The following is a 17,358-nucleotide window of genomic DNA, read 5'->3' on the forward strand; positions in this document are numbered from 1 at the left end:
GCGGGTCGCGGCGCGGAGGGACCGGGTCGTCCGGGGGGCGCGGCCGAGCGCAACGGACCGGCGGACCGGGGCGGACCGGCCGCGAAGCCCGGGGCCGGTGACCGCGATGCCGGCGATCGCGGTGACCGCGGCGAGCGGGGTGGCCGCGAGCCGGGCGCCGGACCCGAGCGGGGCAACCGCGACGCGGCCGGTCCCGAGCGCGGCGGTCGCGGTCCGGCCGGCGAGCGGGGTGGCCGTGCCGGCGCCCGCGACCGCGGCGCCGTCCGCGGGGCTGTCGGCCGCCTCGACACCCGCCAGCGGACCGAGTTCCGCAGCTCGATCACGCGTCTGGGCGTCTCGCCGCTCCGGGACGTGGCCTTCGGTCTCGCGGTGGGCACGGCGATCCCGCGCTCGGTCAGCCTGCACCGGCTCCCGCCGGCGATCATCGAGCTGGTGCCGGAATACGAGGGTTACGACTTCATCCTCGTGCGCGACGACATCGTGATCATCGATCCCGACACCTACGAGATCGTGGACGTGATCCCGGCCTGAGCCGGCCGTCCCGATAAGGTCGGCGCGCCGGGCGGATCCTCTGCCCGGCGCGCTCTAGCGTCCGCCGTCCAGGAGCTTCGACACCACGCGCGCTGTGTAGTCGACCATCGGCACGATCCGCGCGTAGTTCAGCCGGGTCGGACCGATCACGCCGACGACGCCCACGATCTTCTGCGAGCCGTCGCGGAACGGCGCCGCGATCAGCGAGGATCCGGAGAGCGAGAACAGCTTGTTCTCCGAGCCGATGAAGATCCGCACGCCCTCGCCGCCCTCGGCGCGGGACAGGAGATCGATCACGTCCTTCTGGGTCTCCAGATCGTTGAACAGGAGGCGGATCCGCTCGAGATCCTCGACCGCGCGCAGGTCGTCGAGCAGGTTGGCCTGCCCGCGCACGATCAGCTGGCGGGCCTCCGTCGGGCCGACCGGCGTGGCGAGCCCGGCATCGACGAGGCGCTCGGTGATCGCGTCGAGCTCCCGCTTCATCGCCTTGCGGCCGGCCTCGATCTCGGCGCGCAGCGTGCCGAGGGTGCGGCCCTGCAGGCGCGCGTTGAGGAAGTTCGTCGCCTCCTGGAGGGCACCGGCCGGCAGGCCCGCCGGCAGGTCCACGAGGCGGTTCTCCACCGAGCCGTCGTCCGAGACGAGGATGACGAGGGCGCGGGCGGGATCGAGGCGCACGAACTCGATGTGCTTCAGGTTGACGTTCGCCTTGGTGGTCAGGACGACCCCGGCGCCCCGGGAGACGCCGGACAGCATGGTCGAGGCTTCGGCCAGGGCCGAGTCGAAGGTGTGACCCGAGGCGGCAGCGCGCATCTGCGCCTCGATGCGCGCCTGCTCGTCCTGGCTGACGTCGCCGAGCTCGAGCATCGCGTCCACGAAGAAGCGCAGGCCGAGCTCCGTCGGCAGGCGGCCGGCGGAGGTGTGCGGCGCGAAGATGAGGCCGGAATGCTCCAGATCCGCCATGACGTTGCGGATCGAGGCCGGCGACAGCGCCATCGGGAGGATGCGCGCGAGATTCCGGGAACCGACCGGCTCGCCGGTCGTGAGGTAGCTCTCCACGATCTGCCGGAAGATCTCCCGGGCACGCTCGTTGAGGGCGGCGAGCGCCTGCATCGCTTGGCCGTTCGAGAAGTTGGGACTGGGGTGTGTCACGGGGTCATCCTGTGGTCCGATCATGTCCAACCGTCCCGCGCGGATCAATCCGTACGGCGATGCTTGCCCGCGGTGGCGCGGCGGCCTAAGAGCCCGGCCCTCGACACTCTCGACAGAAGGGGCCCGCGATGCGGCCTTCCAAGCGTGCCGCCGACGAGTTGCGGCCCGTGAGCCTGGAGCGCGCGGTCTCGCGCTACGCCGAGGGCTCCTGCCTCGTCAGCTTCGGCAACACCCGGGTGCTCTGCACCGCGTCGCTGGAAGAGCGCGCGCCGCCGTGGCTGCGCGGTTCCGGCAAGGGCTGGGTCACGGCCGAGTACGCCATGCTGCCGCGTGCGACGCACGAACGCACCCGCCGCGAGGTCGGTTCCGGGAAGCCGTCGGGGCGGACCCAGGAGATCCAGCGACTGATCGGCCGTTCGCTGCGCGCCGTCACCAACCTCCCGGCCATGGGCGAGCGCCAGATCACGATCGATTGCGACGTGATCCAGGCCGACGGCGGCACCCGGACGGCCGCGATTACGGGCGCCTGGGTGGCGCTGCACGATTGCTTCGCCTGGATGCGGACCCGCTCGATCATCTCCGTCGATCCGCTGCGCGACCACGTCGCCGCCGTTTCCTGCGGCCTGTACAAGGGCACGCCGGTCCTCGACCTCGACTACGCCGAGGATTCGGCGGCCGAGACCGACGCCAACTTCGTGCTCACCGGCCGGGGCGGCATCGTCGAGGTGCAGGGCACCGCCGAGATGGAGCCCTTCACGCAGGAGCAGCTTCTCGAGCTCCTCGGCCTCGCCCGCGCCGGCACCGAGCGGCTGGTCGCCCTGCAGAAGGAGGCCCTCGCGTGAGCCGCCGTCTGACCGGGAAGGTGGTCATCGCCACGCACAATGCCGGCAAGCTCGCCGAGATGCGCGACCTGCTCGCGCCGTTCGGGATCGAGGCGGTGTCGGCGGGCGAGCTCGGCCTGCCCGAGCCCGACGAGACCGGCACGATGTTCGCCGAGAACGCGGCGATCAAGGCGCGGGCGGCGGCCGACGCCACCGGGCTGCCGGCCTTCGCGGACGATTCCGGCCTCTGCGTCGACGCCCTCGACGGGGCGCCGGGCATCTTCTCGGCCCGCTGGGCCGGCCCGACCAAGGACTTCACCGGCGCGATGGCGCGGATCTTCGCCGAACTCGACCGGCGCGGGGCCGCCGAGCGCCGGGCGCACTTCGTGTCCGCCCTCGTGCTGGCTTGGCCGGACGGGCACACCGAGCTGTTCGAGGGACGGGTCTTCGGCGACCTCGTCGCCGCGAAGGGCTCCGCGGGCTTCGGCTACGACCCGATCTTCCGGCCGGACGGCCACGACCGTACCTTCGGCGAGATGAGCGCCGAGGAGAAGCACGGGGTCGACTGGCAGCAGGGGCGGGGCCTGTCGCACCGGGCGCGGGCCTTCGTCGAGCTGAGCCGCGCCTGCCTCGCGCCCGGCGCCTGATTGCCAAACGGCGCGCGGGCGCTCACATGCCCGCCATCATGTCATCGACCGGCCCGGACCATCCGACCCGCGACGCGGGCTTCGGGATCTACCTGCACTGGCCCTTCTGCGCCGCGAAGTGCCCGTACTGCGACTTCAACAGCCACGTCCGCCACGCGGGCGTGGACGAGCCGCGCTTCCTGGCGGCCTTCCGCGCCGAGATCGCCCACACCGCCGCCCGCACGCCGGGCCGGACCGTGACCAGCATCTTCCTCGGCGGCGGAACGCCCTCGCTGATGCAGCCCGCGACCGTGGCCGGGCTGCTCGACGCGGTGGCGGAGCATTGGGCGGTCGCGCCGGACGCGGAAGTGACCCTCGAGGCCAACCCGTCGAGCGTCGAGGCGGACCGCTTCCACGGCTACCGCGCCGCCGGGGTCAACCGGGTGTCGCTCGGGATCCAGGCCCTCGACGACGCCTCGCTGCGGACCCTCGGGCGCCTGCACGACACCGCGCAGGCGCTCGGCGCGATCGCCCTGGCGCAGTCGGCCTTCGCGCGGACCTCCTTCGACCTGATCTACGCGCGGCCCGGACAGACGCCGGACCTGTGGCGGGCGGAGCTTAGCGACGCGCTCGCGCGGGCCGCCGAGCACCTCTCGCTCTACCAGCTCACCATCGAGCCCGGGACGCCGTTCCACGGGCTCGCCGCCGCTGGCAAGCTGGTGACGCCGGACGACGAGGTCGGTCGCGCCCTCTACGACGTCACCCAGGAGCTCTGCGCGAAGGCCGGCCTCCCGGCCTACGAGATCTCGAACCACGCGCGGCCCGGTGCGGAATCGCGGCACAACCTGCTCTACTGGCGCTACGGCGAGTATGCTGGCATCGGTCCGGGCGCCCACGGACGGCTCGTGACGGGCCGGGGCCGGGTCGGAACCGTGACGGAACGGTCGCCCGAGGCGTGGCTCGCCCGCGTCGAGGCCGAGGGCCACGGGATCGTCGAGACCGAGAGCCTCTCGGCCGCCGACCAGGCCGACGAGTTCCTGGTGATGGGCCTGCGCCTGCGCGAAGGGATCGATCCCGACCGCTACGCGGCGCTCAAGGGCCGGCCCCTGAACGGCAACCGCATCGGCATGCTGATCGGGGACGGCCTGCTCGAGCGGCTGCCGGGCGGCCGCATCGCCGCCACGGCGCGGGGGGCGCCGGTGCTCAACGCCCTGGTCGCCGAGCTCGCCGCCTGATCAGATCGCCGGCTTCGCGAGAACCCGGGGCGCCGGGCTGACGGGCGTCGCGGCGTTGTTGCGGATCTCGTAGACCGCGAGGGACCGCTCGCTCTGACCGTCCGGCCGGAACCGGAACGTCCCGTCGACGCCGGCGAAGCCCAGGCCGTTGGTCAGGGTGGTCTCGGCGAAGCGCTGCGAGCCGTAGCGCCGCGACAGGGCCGCGGCGAGCAGCACCGCGTCGTAGGCGAGCGAGGCCACCCGCGGCGGGACGGCGCCGAACCGAGCCTGGTAGCGCGCGCTGAAATTCGAGAAGCCGACGCGATCCGGCGCGGCGAAGCGGCCGCCTTGGAGGGCCGGCAGCGCGAACAGTGACGGCTCGTTCCAGAGGGCGGTGCCGAGGGGGCGCACCCGGGCCGGCGAGAAGCCCGCCTTCGTCAGCGCGGCCGCCACGGCAAGCATCGCGTCCGCGGTCTCGGGGATGAACAGCGCGTCGGCGGTGGCGCCGGGCCCGGCGATCACTCGCGCGAGCCGCTCGACCGCCGGGCCGGGCGCGCCGGCCGGGTATCGCTCCACGGCGGCGACGCGCGCGCCCTTGCGGGCGACGACCTCCCGGAACGCCGCCTCGACGGCGTTGCCGTAGGCGGTCTCGGGGATCAGCGCCGCGAAGGACCTCTTTCCGCCCGCGACCGCGTCCTCGACCACGCGGTCCACCTCCGGCTGCGGCAGGAAGCTCAGCAGGTAGACGCCCTGGTTCGCCACGGTCGCGTCCGTGGAGAAGCCGATGACCGGCTTGCCGGCGGTCCTGGCGACGGCCGCGGCGGCCTGCACGCTGCCGGCGAAGAGCGGGCCGAGCACGATCTCGGCGCCCTGCCGCAGCGCCTCCTGGGTCGCCTCCCGGGCGCCGTCCGGACTGCCCCGGTCGTCCTCGACGATGAGCGTCAGGTCGGGCTGCTGGGCCTCGTCGTAGGCGAGCTGCGCGGCGTTGCGCATCGCGGCCCCCACGGTCGATCCCTGGCCGGTCAGCGGCAGCACCAGGGCGACCTTCACCGAGCCCGCCCCGATGCGCCCGCCGCCGCCCGCGGCCGGCATCGGCGGCGGCGCGGGCGCGGTGCCCGGCACATCCGGCACGGCGGCCGGCGGTGACAGCTCGGCCTGCGGCCCGGTCACGCGTCGCGCGAGGTCGCTGCCGACGCAACCGCCGAGCGAGAGCAGGATCGCGCAGAGCGCGGCGGTCTGGGCGGTGACACGCACGAGACGGTCCCGCGCGCTTGTCGGGCGCGCCATGGCGCGTACTCCTTCGGGCAGGCTCCGCAGCCTGACCGGCGGATTCTCAAATGTAAACGCGGCGGCGGGGACTTGCCCCCCGGCCACGCGGCCTCGCCGCGACGAGAGGCGACCAGTGTGGCAAGATCGCCGGTGATGACCCGCAGATTCGACGACCCGGGGCCCGCTGCCCCGACCCGAGCTCCGTCCCCGAAGCTCGCCCCCGACCGCCCGCGCAGCACGACCTTCACGGCCTTCGGCCTCGCGAGCGAGACCGAACCCCTGTCGCCGGGCCTGCACATCGTGGCGACGCCCATCGGGAACCTGCGCGACATCACCATCCGGGCGCTGGCGACGCTGGCGGCCGCCGACGCGGTCCTGGCCGAGGACACCCGCGTCACCCGGAACCTGCTGGCGCATTACGGGATCACGACGCCGCTGCTCGCCTATCACGAGCATTCCAACGACGCGGTGCGCGAGCGGATGGTGGCGCGGCTCACCGCCGGCGAGGCCCTGGCGCTGGTCTCGGATGCCGGGACGCCGCTCGTCTCGGATCCCGGCTACAAGCTGGTCCAGGCCGCCATCGAGGCCGGGATCGCCATCACGCCCGTCCCGGGGCCGTCCGCGGTGATGACCGCGCTAGTCGCGGCGGGCCTGCCGACCGACCGGTTCTTCTTCGAGGGCTTCCTGCCGCAGAAGGCCGGAGCGCGGCGCAACCGCCTGGAGGCGCTGATCCAGGTTCCCGGCACCCTGGTCCTGTTCGAGTCGCCGCATCGCCTGCCCGACATGCTGGCCGACGCCGCCGCGGTGCTCGGTCCGGAGCGGCCGGCGGCCGTGACCCGCGAGCTGACCAAGCTCTACGAAACCATCCGGCGAGATACGTTGGGCAGCCTGAGCGCGCGCTTCGCCCAGGAGGGACCGCCGAAGGGGGAGATCGTGGTGATCATCGGTGCGGCGACGGCGCCGGAGCGCAGCGCGGATTCGGATGCCGCCCTCGACGCCCTGATCCTGGCGGCGCTGGAGCGGCACTCGATCAAGGATGCCGCCAGCCTCGTGTCCGACGAGACCGGTCAGCCGAGGCGCCTCGTCTACACCCGCGCGCTGGCGCTGGCGCGGGACCAGGGATGACCGGGGCCCTGCCGGACCGGACCGATCGGCGCCGCGCCGCCTACCGGCTCGGCCACCGCGCCGAGTGGCTGGCGCTCGCCGCGCTGATGCTCAAGGGGTACTGGCCGATCGGCCGGCGCGTGAGCGTCGCGGGCGGCGAGATCGATCTCGTCGTCCGGCGCTGGAAGACCGTCGTGTTCGTGGAGGTGAAGGCTCGGGCGCGCCGCGACGACGCCCGGGAGGCGATCGACGCCGCCAAGCGGCGGCGGTTCTCCCGCGCGGTCCGCGCCTGGATCGGACGCAATGCGTGGTGTGCCGGGTCGACGTTCCGGGCCGACGCCGTGTTCGTCGGATCCCGCACCTGGCCCGCCCATGTCGAGCGGGTCTTCACCATCGAGGGTCTCTGACGAGCGGCCCGAGACCGCCGGAGCCGACGCGCCGGGTCTCAGTCCCGGGCGGCGCGGATCGCCCCGATCAGGGTGCGCTTCAAGTCGGCCTGGCTGAACGGCTTCTGGACGACGGGCCTGTCGCGGAACGGCTCGCGGATGCCGGCACCGCCGTAACCGGTCGAGAAGACCAGCGGAAGGTCGCGCTTGGCGATGGCCTCGGCCACCGGGTAGATCGGCTCACCCGCCACGTTCACGTCGAGAATGGCGACCTCGAACGCTTCCTGCGACGCCATCTCCAGCGCGGAGGACAGCCGCGCGGCCGGCCCGACCACGGCGCAGCCGAAATCGAGGAGCATGTCCTCCAGCAGCATCGAGATCGCGGCCTCGTCCTCGACGACGAGAACACGGACGCCGTTGAGGACGTCGTCGTTGGGGTCAGCAATCACGCCGGGCCGTCTTCCCTTCGAATGCCCCCGTCGCCGGGGATCTTGCCATGCGGCTGGTCACGCCTTGCGCACCGCGTGAGCAGCGTCCGGACGGGTGAACGCGGCCCGAGGGTCAGCCCGCGAGACAACCTGAGGCGTCGCCCGTAATGCGCAGTGTGTCAAGCGTTCCCGGCCCGTTCCGACACCCAGACCGGGCGCTATGTTAACCGATGATACATTTTTGTGCGGGCGGCTTTGCGCGGGCGTATGCGAGTGTCGCCGCGCGGCCGCTCAATCGTCCTTGAACGTGACCTTGGCGCCCCGTGTCACATGCGCGGCGAGGTCGCGGGCGTTCCAGTTGGTCAGGCGGATGCAGCCGTGGGACTCCGTCTTCCCGACCTTCTCGGGCTCCGGCGTCCCGTGGATCCCGTAGCTCGGGATCGCCAGGTCGATCCAGACCAGGCCGACCGGGTTGTTGGGCCCCGACTGGATGGTGAATTTGTGCTGCGCCTTCACGCCCTTGAACGCATATTTCGGGTTGTAGGTGTAGTCCGGGTCGAACGCGACGCCCTTCACCTTGGTCTCGCCGCTCGGGGCCGGCTTCTCGGCACTGCCGATCGACGCGGGGTAATAGGCCACGAGCTTCCCGTCGGCGCCGTAGGCGCGGACGTCGCGGCTCGTTTTGTCGACCTCGATGCGTTCGACCTTCGGCTCCTGGGGCAAATCCTTGGCCTTCGGCTTGTCCATGCCCATCGGGTCCACCGCCGCGACCGCGATGGTCGTGCCGGCCTTGTCCAGGGGCTTGCCGGGATTGAGCGCGCTGACGAGGTCGCGGCTCATGTGGAAGCGCTCGGCCAGCATCTCGCGGGGATTGGTGTAGCCCAGCGACTTGAGCTCGGCCTGCTCCTCCATCTTGGGCGGGATCCGATCGACGTAGGGGCCCGCGGCGTCGGCCTCGGTGAGCGTGTAGTCCGTGACGGCGGGCTTGTCGCTGGTCGCCTGGAGCTTGTCCCAGATCTCTGGCGTCAGGTCCTCGCCGGCAGGAAGCCCCTGGGCCACCGCGAAGGCCGAGAGGGCGTACCGGTAATTGTCGCCCTTCCGGCCGTCGATCGCTCCGGGATAGAACCGCGCGCGATCGAGTAGCACCTGGGCCTTGACGATCAGCGGATCGGGCTTCTCGTCCGACGATTTGGCCCGACGGGCCTTCGCCTCGGACTTCGTCCCCTCGGTCTTCCCGGCGCCCGGCTGCGCCAGGGTCGCGGCGTTCACCGCCTCGGCGGTCAGCGCCGGCGGCTGCGCCGTCTCGGCCTTCCGGCCCTTCCCGGTCCGGGCAGCCGCGCCGTGCGCGGCCAAACAACTCGCCAGGAGAGCCACGCAGACCGGCCGCCAAGGTTTCGGGATCATCGCCGTCGTCATTCCGGGGAGCGGGCGCGCTCCCGAGCCGAGAAATGCCGGATCTGCGGGAACGTTCCACGCCGCTCTACTGGCACAGGCGGTGACCGCCGTTACGCTCGCGCTCGTCGAGGTGGAAATGGTTGGCGTGGGCGGCGTTCGAGCCCGGGCCGAGGACGGTGCGGAAGAAGCCGCAGGCCTTGGCGCGCACCGCGCCGAGGAACTGCGCCTCCTCGGAGCCGTCCGGCATCGCCTTGACGGGGATGCTCGCGCGTCCCGCGAAGGCGAAGCCCATGATGTCGGCGGCGTTGGCGAAGGCGTGCTCGCTGAGCTTGGCGTCGACGTCGTGGTTCTGTCCCCGGCAGACATAGGAACCGCCGAGTTCGAGCGCGGTCAGCGGATGCTTCAGCGTTCGATCGGCCTCGATCTGCACCTCCGTGACCCAGCGCGCCAGCGCCTCGGCGGTTCGGCAGGTCAGCGTGGCGCCCTGCGGCAGCGTCACGCCGTCGGCGAACTTCGTCACCTTGAGCGGCAGCGGCGCGGTGCACTGGCCTTCGGAGATCGGCGGCAGCGGCTCGAACTCGACCCCGAGACGCTTGAGGCGCGTCCGGCAAGCGGAATCGTCCGGCGGTGTCACCTTGAGCGCCAGGGCGGCCGCGCCCGACAGCTCGGACGGCCGCGCGGGCGGCGCTGGCGGCGGTGAGGGGATCTCGGGCTTCGCTGTCTCCTTCGCTGTCTCCTTCGCGGGTTCCTTCCCGGCTTCCTGCCCGGACTCCGGCGGCTTGTCCCGGCCATTCTCCCTCGACGGCTCCCGGGCCAGGTTCTTGCTCGGCTCCTTGCTCGGCTCAGCCGCGGCAGGTTTCAGCTCGGGCGGCCGCGCCGGCGGCGTCGGTGGCGCCGGCTCGGCGACGGGCGGCTTCAGCGCCTCGGGGCGCTCCGGCGGCAGGGGCGGGGGCGTCGGCACCGTGGCCGCCGGCGTTTCGACGGCGCCGACCGGCGTGGCGGAGAGGGCGAGCCCCGCGGCGAGGGCGCCGCCCGCCAGGAGCGTCGCGGATCGGAGGATCGACAGGCTGCGTCCCGGCATGGGGCCTCGAAGCGTGGGCGTTGGCCTCTACAACGGGCGAGACGCCATTCGGATCGCCCAGACCCGGTTGACGGCCGCGCCGATCGGACCACTGTCTTCCGGATCGCGCCGGCACACCCCATGTCGGCGCACCTGCGGCGCGGACGATCGCGCCGTCGCGTGGACGTCGAGATCGAGGACTGCATGTCGGACGCAGCTGATGCCGGGCTCCCGAGCCTGCCGCCGGACAATCCCTTCCGCGAGGCGCAGTGGAGCACCCCGCACGGCCTCCCGCCCTTCGAGCGGATCCGGCCGGAGCACTACCGGCCCGCGTTCGACGCCGCCCTGGCGGCGCACGATTCCGAGATCCGCGCCATCGCGAGTGAGTCCGCTCCCGCCACCTTCGGCAACACCGTCGAGGCGATGGAGCGGGCCGGCCTCGCCCTCGAGCGCGTCGCCGGCGTGTTCTACAACCTGACAGGCAGCCACACGAACCCCGAGTTGCAGGCCATCGAGCGGGAGATCGGGCCGAAGCTCGCCCGGCACGGCAGCGCCATCTACCTCAACCCCGAGCTCTGGGCCCGGATCTCGGCGATCGACGCCGAGGGCCTGAGCGCGGAGCAGCGCCGGGTCCTCGACCGGTACCGGATCCGCTTCCGCCGGTCGGGGGCGGATCTCGGGCCCGAGGACAAGGCCCGCATCGCCGAGATCGCGGCGCGTATGTCGGAGCTCGGGACCACGTTCAGCCAGAACCTCCTGGCCGACGAGAGCAGCTTCACCCTGCCGCTGCAGGGCGAGGAGGATCTGGCCGGCCTGCCGTCGTTCCTGCGGGCCGCAGCCACGAGCGCCGCGAAGGAGCGCGGCCTCGACGGGCACGTCATCACCCTGTCCCGCTCGCTGATCGAGCCGTTCCTGGTCTGCTCGACCCGGCGCGACCTGCGCGAGCGCGCCTACGCGGCCTGGACGCGGCGCGGCGAGAACGGCGGCGCGACCGACAATCGGGCGATCATCGCGGAGATCATCCGGCTGCGCGCCGAGCGGGCGCGGCTCCTCGGCTTCGAGAGCTTCGCCCATTTCGCCCTCGACGACACGATGGCGGCGAGCCCGGACGCGGCAACCGGGCTGCTGCGGGACGTGTGGACGCCGGCCCGGGCGCGGGCGGCGGAGGAGCGCGACCGTCTCCAGGCCACCATCCAGGCGGAGGGCCACAACTTTCCCCTCCAGGCGCACGATTGGCGGCACTACGCCGAGAAGGTGCGGCGCGCCGAGCACGACCTCGACGAGAGCGAGATCAAGGCGTACCTGCCGCTGGAGCGAATGATTCAGGCGGCGTTCGACACGGCATCGCGGCTGTTCGGTCTGACCTTCACGGAACTCGCCGACGTGCCGCGCTACCATCCCGATGTCCGGGTCTGGCGGGTCGGCAATCCCGACGGGTCCGTGGTCGGCCTGTTCCTGGGCGACTACTTCGCCCGCGCCTCGAAGCGGTCCGGCGCCTGGATGAGCGCCTTCCGCTCGCAGGAGCGCCTGAACGGGACGGTCACGCCGATCATCGTCAACGTCATGAACTTCGCCAAGGCGCCGGACGGCGAGGCGACGCTGCTGTCCTTCGACGACGCGCGCACCCTGTTCCACGAGTTCGGCCACGCTCTGCACGGGCTGCTCTCGGACGTGACCTACCCGCTCCTGTCGGGGACGTCGGTGTCGCGCGACTTCGTGGAGCTGCCCTCGCAGCTCTACGAGCACTGGCTGGAGCAGCCGGAAGTCCTGCGGACCCACGCGCGCCACCATCGCACGGGCGAGCCCATGCCCGACGTCCTGCTGCGGAAGCTGCTCGCCGCGCGGACCTTCAACCAGGGTTTCGCCACCGTGGAGTACACGTCCTCGGCGATCGTCGACATGACCCTGCACCTCTCGGCGGAAGGCGAGGGCGGTCTCGACGTGCCCGCCTTCGAGGCCGAGGCGCTGCGGCGGATCAGCATGCCGGCCGAGATCAGCATGCGGCACCGGACGCCGCACTTCGCCCACATCTTCTCGGGGGACGGCTACGCCGCCGGATACTACAGCTACCTCTGGTCTGAGGTGCTGGACGCGGACGCCTTCGACGCGTTCCGCGAGGCCGGCGACATCTTCGATCCGGAGACGGCGAAGCGGCTGCGGACCTTCGTGTACGGGGCCGGCAATTTGCGCGACCCGCGCGAGGCCTACACGGCCTTCCGCGGGCGGATGCCGAGCATCGAGCCGCTCCTGAAGAAGCGCGGGCTCGCGGCCTGACCGACGGGCGTGCGGTAAGGGTTTCGTAAACAAACGTCCTTAACGAACGCTTGCAGCGCGAGGCCGCGTGCGGAGTTCGGGGCGATGACGAAGATCGAAGCCAAGCAGGGCGTTTCCCAGGGAATCTCGCCGGCCGACCTGCTCAAGGCCGCGGTGACCGGCAAGACCGACGCTGCGGCCTCCGCGACCGAGACCGCGGCCTCGCCGGCCGGCGGGAAGTTCGCGCTGGCGTCGCTGGCGCGCCTGGATCCGAAGCGGTTCGCGATCCCGGGCGCGACCCTGGCGGTCGGCGTCCTCCTGGGCGGGGGCGTGATGGCGCTCTCCCGCCCGGCCTCGGTCCGGCCCGACGCGCTGGCGGCCCTCGAGACGACGCTCGATGCCGGCCGCACCGAGACCGTGCGCCTCGCCGCCGACATCGCGCAGCTCCACACCGTGCTCGCCGACCTTCGCGCCTCGACCGACGTGGCGCGGAAGGAGGCGGCCAGCCGCAGCACCGCCCTCGGCGAGCGCCTGGCGCAGGTCGACAAGAGCCTGAACGGCAAGGTCACGGCCGTCGGCGAGCGGCTCGAGCAGGTCGAGCGCGACCACAACACCCGCCTCAGCGGTCTCGCCGCGCAGCTCGACCGCCGCGCGGCCGCGACTCCGGCCGCCGCGAAGGCGGAGCCGACCCAGACCGGCAGCATCGGCGAGCCCGCCCGCGCCGCCGAGGCGAAGCCCGAGGTCAAGGTCTCGGACGCCAAGGTGAGCGAGCCCAAGCCGAAGCCGGCCGCGTCCGACAAGCCGCCGGTGATCGAGGGCTGGGCCCTGCGGGACGTCTACGAGGGCACCGCGATCCTGGAGAACCGCCGGCGCCGCCTCGTCGAGGTCGCGCCCGGCGACGTCATCCCGGGCGTCGGCCGCGTCGAAGGCGTCGAGCGCCACGGTCGGGAATGGGTGGTGGTGACCCGCCAGGGCCTCGTCACCGCGCAGGCTTGGTAGCCCTCAGCGGCCCGTGAATCCGGTCGGCGCCAGCTCGCCGGGCGCGATCGGGAAGCGCGGCTCGATCGTCATCGGATCGGCCAGGGCCGCCGCGCGCTCCGCGCGCCTGCGCCCGTGCCGCAGGGCCCGGGTCTGCGCCGCGCGGGTCGGGTGCAGGATGGCAGCGAGCAGGGACTGCCCTTCGAACTCGCTGTCCAGGTTCTTGGCTTCGAAGACGGGCATGGCCGGCCTGCTTGAGTGCGGTGCCGGACACTGCCGAAGGCGTCGATCCGGGCCACATCCCCAATAACGGGGATCGCGTGGACAGGTTCCGTCAAGCTTTCGCTCCGCAACCTCTTTTTTACTTTCGTCCAGGCGTCACCCGAATGCAGTGCGGCCGCGCACACCGGCCCGCGGTCAGACGAACTGGTTCAGCCCCGGGATCGATCCGATAATCGGGCCCATCGCGTCCTCGCCGACCTTCTCGCGGCCGAAGGCGAACAGCTCTTGTCCGAGGGGCTGCATCTGACCCATCGGCACGCCGGCGGCCATCAGCTTCTGGCCGAGCGCCATGACGCCGCCGCCGCCCATCATGCCGCCGAGCATGCCCATCAGGCCGCCGCCGCCGCTCTCGCCGGCATTCGACTCGGCGATCAGCGCCTCGGAGCCCGGCAGCGCCGCCAGGAGCTGGCCGACCTCGGCCGCGGGCCCTTCCTTCTGCAGGAAGGCCAGGATGTGCCCGATGGCGGTCTGAGCGGTCGCGGCGTCGAGCCCGGTGCGGGTGGTGACGCGGGCGAGCAGTTCTTCCATGGTGATGATCTCTTCGGAACGCTTCCAGACGTCCTTCGACTCTGAGGCGTCGGAAATCAAGCGCGCGGCATCGCTTCCCAGGAAAACTCCCCGGTTACAGCGGGCACGGTGCCGCAGCGGGCGACCTCGCCAAGGGCCGCCCCTTCCGGTAGACCCTCGGTCAGTCTTGAACCGTTCCAGGCCACCGGGCCGGATGATCCAGGGAGTTGCCGGACCATGCGGGTCGGCCTGTTCGTGCCGTGCTACGTCGACGCCTTCGAGCCGGAGGTCGGGATCGCCACCCTGGAGCTCCTCGAGCGCCTGGGCTGCACGGTCGAGTATCCGTTCGACCAGACCTGCTGCGGCCAGCCGATGACCAACACCGGCTGCCACGCCGAGGCCGCCGCGACCGAGGCGCTGTTCGTCAAGAACTTCTCCGGCTTCGACTATATCGTCGCCCCGTCGGGATCCTGCGTCCATCAGGTGCGCGAGCACCTGACGGCGATCCCGCAGACCGACGAGGTCCGGCACGTCCGCGCCAGCACCTACGAGCTCGTGGAGTTCCTGCACGACGTGCTGAAGGTCGAGGACCTGCCCTGGGCGAACTTCCCCCACAAGGTCGCCTATCACACCAACTGCAACGCCCTGCGCGGCATCCACCACGCGCGGCCGACCGAGCTGGTGAAGCCCTACTACTCGAAGCCCCTCGACCTGCTGCGCCTCGTGAAGGGGGTCGAGCTCGTCGACCTCGCCCGGCCGGACGAGTGCTGCGGCTTCGGCGGCACCTTCTCGGTGTTCGAGCCCGCCGTCTCGGCGAAGATGGGCTACGACAAGGTCGCCGATCAGAACCGGGCCGGGGCCGCCTACGTCGTCTCGGCGGATTCCTCCTGCCTCATGCACCAGAAGGGCTGCGCCGAACGGCTCGGCTTGCCGCTCAAGTACATCCACATCGCGCAGGTGCTGAACGGAGCCGCCGCATGAGCGCCGAGGACCTCAACCCCCGCGAGCGCGAAGGCGTCATCCACCCCGAGGTGCGGGCCGGCCACGACGAGAGCGAGCGGGCGCCGGACGGCCGGCGTCTCCAGCACGCGGAAGCCGCCTCGAAGCCGATCCGCGCCCCGCAGACCCGGGAGCCGCAGCCGCGCGGCGCGAAGATCCGGGGCGACCGGCCGATCAACCAGTCGGAGGCCGCCGAGCGCTTCCTCGCGGCGCCGCTGCACCAGGCCGCCCACGACGAGCGCCTGTGGGACCTGCGCAAGAAGCGCGACGCCTCCGCGCACGGCATCCCGGAGTGGGAGGAGCTGCGCGAGCTCGCCTCGCAGATCAAGACCCACACGCTGAGCCACCTCGACCGGTACCTCGAGCAGTTCGAGGCGGCCGCGAAGGCCAACGGCGTCCACGTCCACTGGGCGAAGGACGGCGCAGATCACAACCGGATCGTGCTGGACATCCTGCGGAGTCACGGCGCGAAGACGCTGGTGAAGTCGAAGTCGATGCTCACCGAGGAGTGCGGCTTCCGCCACCACATGGCGGCCAACGGCATCGAGGTCATCGAGACGGATCTCGGCGAGCGGATCCAGCAGCTCGACAACGAGGAGCCGAGCCACGTCGTGGCGCCGGCCGTCCACAAGACCCGGATGGACGTGGCCGAGGTCTTCGCCAAGACGCTCGGCACCGATCCAGACAACGACGACGCGCACTACCTTGCCGAGAGCCAGCGCGAGACCACCCGGCCCTACATCCTGAAGGCCGATGCCGGCATGACCGGATGCAACTTCGCGATCGCCGAGACCGGCACGGTCGTGACCTGCACCAACGAGGGCAACGCCGACCTGTCCGGCAACGTGCCGCCGCTGCAGATCCACTCCATCGGCATCGAGAAGATCATCCCGAAGGTCGAGCATCTCGGGGTGTTCATCCGCCTGCTGTCGCGCTCGGCGCTGGGCTCGCCGATCACCCAGTACACCTCGCATTTCCGCGGCCCCCGCGCGGGCACCGAGATGCACATGGTGCTGGTCGACAACGGCCGCTCCGAGCGCCTCGGCATGGAGGAGTTCTGGACCTCGCTGAAATGCATTCGCTGCGGCGCCTGCATGAACACCTGCCCGGTCTACCGGCGCTCGGGCGGCCTCTCCTACGGCGCGACCTATTCGGGGCCGATCGGTCTGATCATCGATCCGACCTTCAACAAGCGGAAATACTCGACGCTGCCGTTCTCCTCGACGATGAACGGTTCCTGCACCAACGTCTGCCCGGTAAAGATCAATATCCACGAGCAGATCTTCGCGTGGCGGAAGGTGCTGGTCGAGGAGCACCAGATTCCGGCCCTCAAGCAGGGCATGATGAAGGCCGCGGGCGCCGTGCTCTCGCGCCCGGCCGCCTACCGGGCGGCGATCGGCGCGGCGGATTCCGCCCTGAAGGTCCTGCCGCGCTTCGCGGTCTACAACCCGCTCAACACCTGGGGGAAGAAGCGCGAGATGCCCGACGCGCCGCGCCAGACCTTCCACGCCTGGTACAAGCAGAACCGCATGAAGGACACTGGTCGATGAGCGCCCGCGACGCGATCCTCGACGGCATTCGCAGGAACCGGCCGGCCGGCGACTTCCCGCTGCCGGAGGTGCCGCTGTTCGCGCCGCTCGTCGGCGAGGACCTGGTCGCCGAGTTCGGCGAGCGGCTGAAGCGCATGGGCGGCCGCGTGGCCGAGCCCGGTGCCGGCGACGTGTTCGCGGGCGTGCGCGAGCGCCTCGACGCCGCCAAGGTTATCGCCTCCGCGGTGCCGGAGCTGACCGGCAACCGCGACCTGCGGAGCGTGCGCGCGCCCCAGGAGGTCGAGGACGTGGACGTGGCGGTGGTCCGCGCGGTGTTCGGCATCGCTGAGACCGGCTCGGTGCTGTTCACGCAGGACCAGCTGATCGTCAACGCCGTCGCCTATCTCGCGCAGCACCTCGTCGTGCTGCTCGACCCGGCCGACATCGTACCGAACGTGCAGGCGGCCTACCGCCGGCCGGAATTCGGCCGCTCGGCCTACGCGGTGCTGCATACCGGCCCGTCGGCCACCGCCGACATCGAGGGCGTCCTCATCCACGGCGCGCAGGGGGTCCGCTCACTGACGGTGGTGCTACTCCCGCGGGATGCCGCCGCGCGCGGCTGAGACCGGCTCCATCGCTTCAGCCGTCCTTGCGAGCGGAGCGAAGCAATCCAGGGACGCGCCGCTCTGGCTCGCTTCGCTGCGCTCGCGATGACGGTGGCGCCGTCCGACGCACGCGGCGCCCCCGTCTCGCCCGCGCCCCCCCGATCGAGCCGGAACCGACGGTCGGGCGCGCCCCTTGCTTGGACGGCGGATGGGCCGTCATCC

At 71.8% G+C, this 17,358-nt stretch carries 18 protein-coding genes; 11 read left to right on the plus strand and 7 right to left on the minus strand.

Going from position 1 to position 17,358, the window contains the following annotated elements; all coding sequences use genetic code 11:
* A partial coding sequence (locus tag ACLBYG_RS09130) for a DUF1236 domain-containing protein (protein ID WP_447681271.1) occupies positions 1 to 531 on the plus strand: 531 nt, incomplete at its 5' end.
* Positions 532 to 585: 54 nt separating this feature from the next.
* On the opposite strand, the gene hrcA is transcribed toward ACLBYG_RS09130, so the two are convergent.
* Complete coding sequence (gene hrcA / locus ACLBYG_RS09135) at positions 586 to 1,641, minus strand: heat-inducible transcriptional repressor HrcA (RefSeq protein WP_020091867.1); 1,056 nt, start codon at positions 1,639 to 1,641, stop codon at positions 586 to 588.
* Between the two features lie 167 nt (positions 1,642 to 1,808).
* On the opposite strand from hrcA, the gene rph reads away from it, so the two are divergent.
* The 3 genes from rph to hemW are packed head-to-tail and all read left to right on the plus strand — an operon-like array spanning position 1,809 to position 4,362.
* Complete coding sequence (gene rph / locus ACLBYG_RS09140) at positions 1,809 to 2,522, plus strand: ribonuclease PH (protein ID WP_056528382.1); 714 nt, start codon at positions 1,809 to 1,811, stop codon at positions 2,520 to 2,522.
* Complete coding sequence (gene rdgB / locus ACLBYG_RS09145) at positions 2,519 to 3,148, plus strand: RdgB/HAM1 family non-canonical purine NTP pyrophosphatase (RefSeq protein WP_132366550.1); 630 nt, start codon at positions 2,519 to 2,521, stop codon at positions 3,146 to 3,148. The genes rph and rdgB overlap by 4 nt, the downstream gene beginning before the upstream one ends.
* Before the next feature lie 26 nt (positions 3,149 to 3,174).
* Positions 3,175 to 4,362, plus strand: coding sequence for a radical SAM family heme chaperone HemW (gene hemW, locus ACLBYG_RS09150; RefSeq protein WP_447681272.1), 1,188 nt, complete (start codon positions 3,175 to 3,177; stop codon positions 4,360 to 4,362).
* Here the strand turns inward: hemW and ACLBYG_RS09155 are convergent, their stop codons facing one another.
* Positions 4,363 to 5,628, minus strand: coding sequence for a penicillin-binding protein activator (locus ACLBYG_RS09155; RefSeq protein ID WP_447681273.1), 1,266 nt, complete (start codon positions 5,626 to 5,628; stop codon positions 4,363 to 4,365).
* Between the two features lie 135 nt (positions 5,629 to 5,763).
* Between ACLBYG_RS09155 and rsmI the strand changes: the two genes are divergently transcribed.
* Positions 5,764 to 6,735 carry a 16S rRNA (cytidine(1402)-2'-O)-methyltransferase gene (rsmI, locus tag ACLBYG_RS09160; RefSeq protein ID WP_020091872.1) on the plus strand — a complete coding sequence of 324 codons (972 nt, stop codon included), beginning with the start codon at positions 5,764 to 5,766 and terminating at the stop codon, positions 6,733 to 6,735.
* Entirely contained in the window at positions 6,732 to 7,121 is a 390-nt protein-coding gene (locus tag ACLBYG_RS09165) for a YraN family protein (RefSeq protein ID WP_447681274.1), read from the plus strand. The genes rsmI and ACLBYG_RS09165 overlap by 4 nt, the downstream gene beginning before the upstream one ends.
* Positions 7,122 to 7,159: 38 nt before the next feature.
* On the opposite strand, the gene ACLBYG_RS09170 is transcribed toward ACLBYG_RS09165, so the two are convergent.
* The 3 genes from ACLBYG_RS09170 to ACLBYG_RS09180 all read right to left on the minus strand — a co-directional run bounded on the left by ACLBYG_RS09170 (position 7,160) and on the right by ACLBYG_RS09180 (position 10,004).
* On the minus strand, positions 7,160 to 7,549 hold the full coding sequence (locus ACLBYG_RS09170; RefSeq protein WP_012319888.1) for a response regulator: 390 nt from the start codon (positions 7,547 to 7,549) through the stop codon (positions 7,160 to 7,162).
* Positions 7,550 to 7,819: 270 nt separating this feature from the next.
* Positions 7,820 to 8,932: a L,D-transpeptidase gene (locus ACLBYG_RS09175; protein WP_447681275.1), complete on the minus strand. Its 1,113-nt coding sequence runs from the start codon at positions 8,930 to 8,932 to the stop codon at positions 7,820 to 7,822.
* 76 nt (positions 8,933 to 9,008) lie between these two features.
* Positions 9,009 to 10,004: an extensin family protein gene (locus tag ACLBYG_RS09180; RefSeq protein WP_447681276.1), complete on the minus strand. Its 996-nt coding sequence runs from the start codon at positions 10,002 to 10,004 to the stop codon at positions 9,009 to 9,011.
* Between the two features lie 183 nt (positions 10,005 to 10,187).
* Between ACLBYG_RS09180 and ACLBYG_RS09185 the strand changes: the two genes are divergently transcribed.
* Positions 10,188 to 12,257 carry a M3 family metallopeptidase gene (locus ACLBYG_RS09185; protein ID WP_447681277.1) on the plus strand — a complete coding sequence of 690 codons (2,070 nt, stop codon included), beginning with the start codon at positions 10,188 to 10,190 and terminating at the stop codon, positions 12,255 to 12,257.
* 84 nt (positions 12,258 to 12,341) lie between these two features.
* Complete coding sequence (locus tag ACLBYG_RS09190; protein ID WP_447681278.1) at positions 12,342 to 13,235, plus strand: hypothetical protein; 894 nt, start codon at positions 12,342 to 12,344, stop codon at positions 13,233 to 13,235.
* A 3-nt stretch (positions 13,236 to 13,238) separates the two neighbouring features.
* Here the strand turns inward: ACLBYG_RS09190 and ACLBYG_RS09195 are convergent, their stop codons facing one another.
* On the minus strand, positions 13,239 to 13,457 hold the full coding sequence (locus tag ACLBYG_RS09195; protein ID WP_012319883.1) for a hypothetical protein: 219 nt from the start codon (positions 13,455 to 13,457) through the stop codon (positions 13,239 to 13,241).
* 174 nt (positions 13,458 to 13,631) lie between these two features.
* Positions 13,632 to 14,024, minus strand: a complete 393-nt coding sequence (locus ACLBYG_RS09200; protein ID WP_012319882.1) for a DUF2267 domain-containing protein — start codon at positions 14,022 to 14,024, stop codon at positions 13,632 to 13,634.
* 216 nt (positions 14,025 to 14,240) lie between these two features.
* On the opposite strand from ACLBYG_RS09200, the gene ACLBYG_RS09205 reads away from it, so the two are divergent.
* Genes ACLBYG_RS09205 through ACLBYG_RS09215 form a run of 3 tightly spaced genes read left to right on the plus strand, consistent with a single transcriptional unit; the run spans position 14,241 to position 17,154 of the window.
* Positions 14,241 to 14,984, plus strand: coding sequence for a (Fe-S)-binding protein (locus ACLBYG_RS09205; RefSeq protein ID WP_042673458.1), 744 nt, complete (start codon positions 14,241 to 14,243; stop codon positions 14,982 to 14,984).
* Positions 14,981 to 16,552, plus strand: a complete 1,572-nt coding sequence (locus ACLBYG_RS09210; protein ID WP_056528400.1) for a lactate utilization protein B — start codon at positions 14,981 to 14,983, stop codon at positions 16,550 to 16,552. Before ACLBYG_RS09205 ends, ACLBYG_RS09210 begins: the two co-directional genes overlap by 4 nt.
* A complete protein-coding gene (locus ACLBYG_RS09215) occupies positions 16,549 to 17,154 on the plus strand; it encodes a LutC/YkgG family protein (RefSeq protein ID WP_447681279.1) in 606 nt (201 codons plus the stop codon). The genes ACLBYG_RS09210 and ACLBYG_RS09215 overlap by 4 nt, the downstream gene beginning before the upstream one ends.
* Positions 17,155 to 17,358: the final 204 nt, after the last annotated feature.

Source organism: Methylobacterium sp. D53M, from assembly GCF_053345625.1.

Excerpts from the sequence above, each read along its gene's own strand:
- hrcA (WP_020091867.1), bottom strand. The coding sequence starts at position 1,641 with ATGCAGGCGCTCGCCGCCCTCAACGAGCGTGCCCGGGAGATCTTCCGG.
- rph (WP_056528382.1), top strand. The coding sequence starts at position 1,809 with ATGCGGCCTTCCAAGCGTGCCGCCGACGAGTTGCGGCCCGTGAGCCTG.
- hemW (WP_447681272.1), top strand. The coding sequence starts at position 3,175 with ATGCCCGCCATCATGTCATCGACCGGCCCGGACCATCCGACCCGCGAC.
- ACLBYG_RS09155 (WP_447681273.1), bottom strand. The coding sequence starts at position 5,628 with ATGGCGCGCCCGACAAGCGCGCGGGACCGTCTCGTGCGTGTCACCGCC.
- rsmI (WP_020091872.1), top strand. The coding sequence starts at position 5,764 with ATGACCCGCAGATTCGACGACCCGGGGCCCGCTGCCCCGACCCGAGCT.
- ACLBYG_RS09165 (WP_447681274.1), top strand. The coding sequence starts at position 6,732 with ATGACCGGGGCCCTGCCGGACCGGACCGATCGGCGCCGCGCCGCCTAC.
- ACLBYG_RS09175 (WP_447681275.1), bottom strand. The coding sequence starts at position 8,932 with ATGATCCCGAAACCTTGGCGGCCGGTCTGCGTGGCTCTCCTGGCGAGT.
- ACLBYG_RS09180 (WP_447681276.1), bottom strand. The coding sequence starts at position 10,004 with ATGCCGGGACGCAGCCTGTCGATCCTCCGATCCGCGACGCTCCTGGCG.
- ACLBYG_RS09185 (WP_447681277.1), top strand. The coding sequence starts at position 10,188 with ATGTCGGACGCAGCTGATGCCGGGCTCCCGAGCCTGCCGCCGGACAAT.
- ACLBYG_RS09190 (WP_447681278.1), top strand. The coding sequence starts at position 12,342 with ATGACGAAGATCGAAGCCAAGCAGGGCGTTTCCCAGGGAATCTCGCCG.
- ACLBYG_RS09195 (WP_012319883.1), bottom strand. The coding sequence starts at position 13,457 with ATGCCCGTCTTCGAAGCCAAGAACCTGGACAGCGAGTTCGAAGGGCAG.
- ACLBYG_RS09200 (WP_012319882.1), bottom strand. The coding sequence starts at position 14,024 with ATGGAAGAACTGCTCGCCCGCGTCACCACCCGCACCGGGCTCGACGCC.
- ACLBYG_RS09205 (WP_042673458.1), top strand. The coding sequence starts at position 14,241 with ATGCGGGTCGGCCTGTTCGTGCCGTGCTACGTCGACGCCTTCGAGCCG.
- ACLBYG_RS09210 (WP_056528400.1), top strand. The coding sequence starts at position 14,981 with ATGAGCGCCGAGGACCTCAACCCCCGCGAGCGCGAAGGCGTCATCCAC.
- ACLBYG_RS09215 (WP_447681279.1), top strand. The coding sequence starts at position 16,549 with ATGAGCGCCCGCGACGCGATCCTCGACGGCATTCGCAGGAACCGGCCG.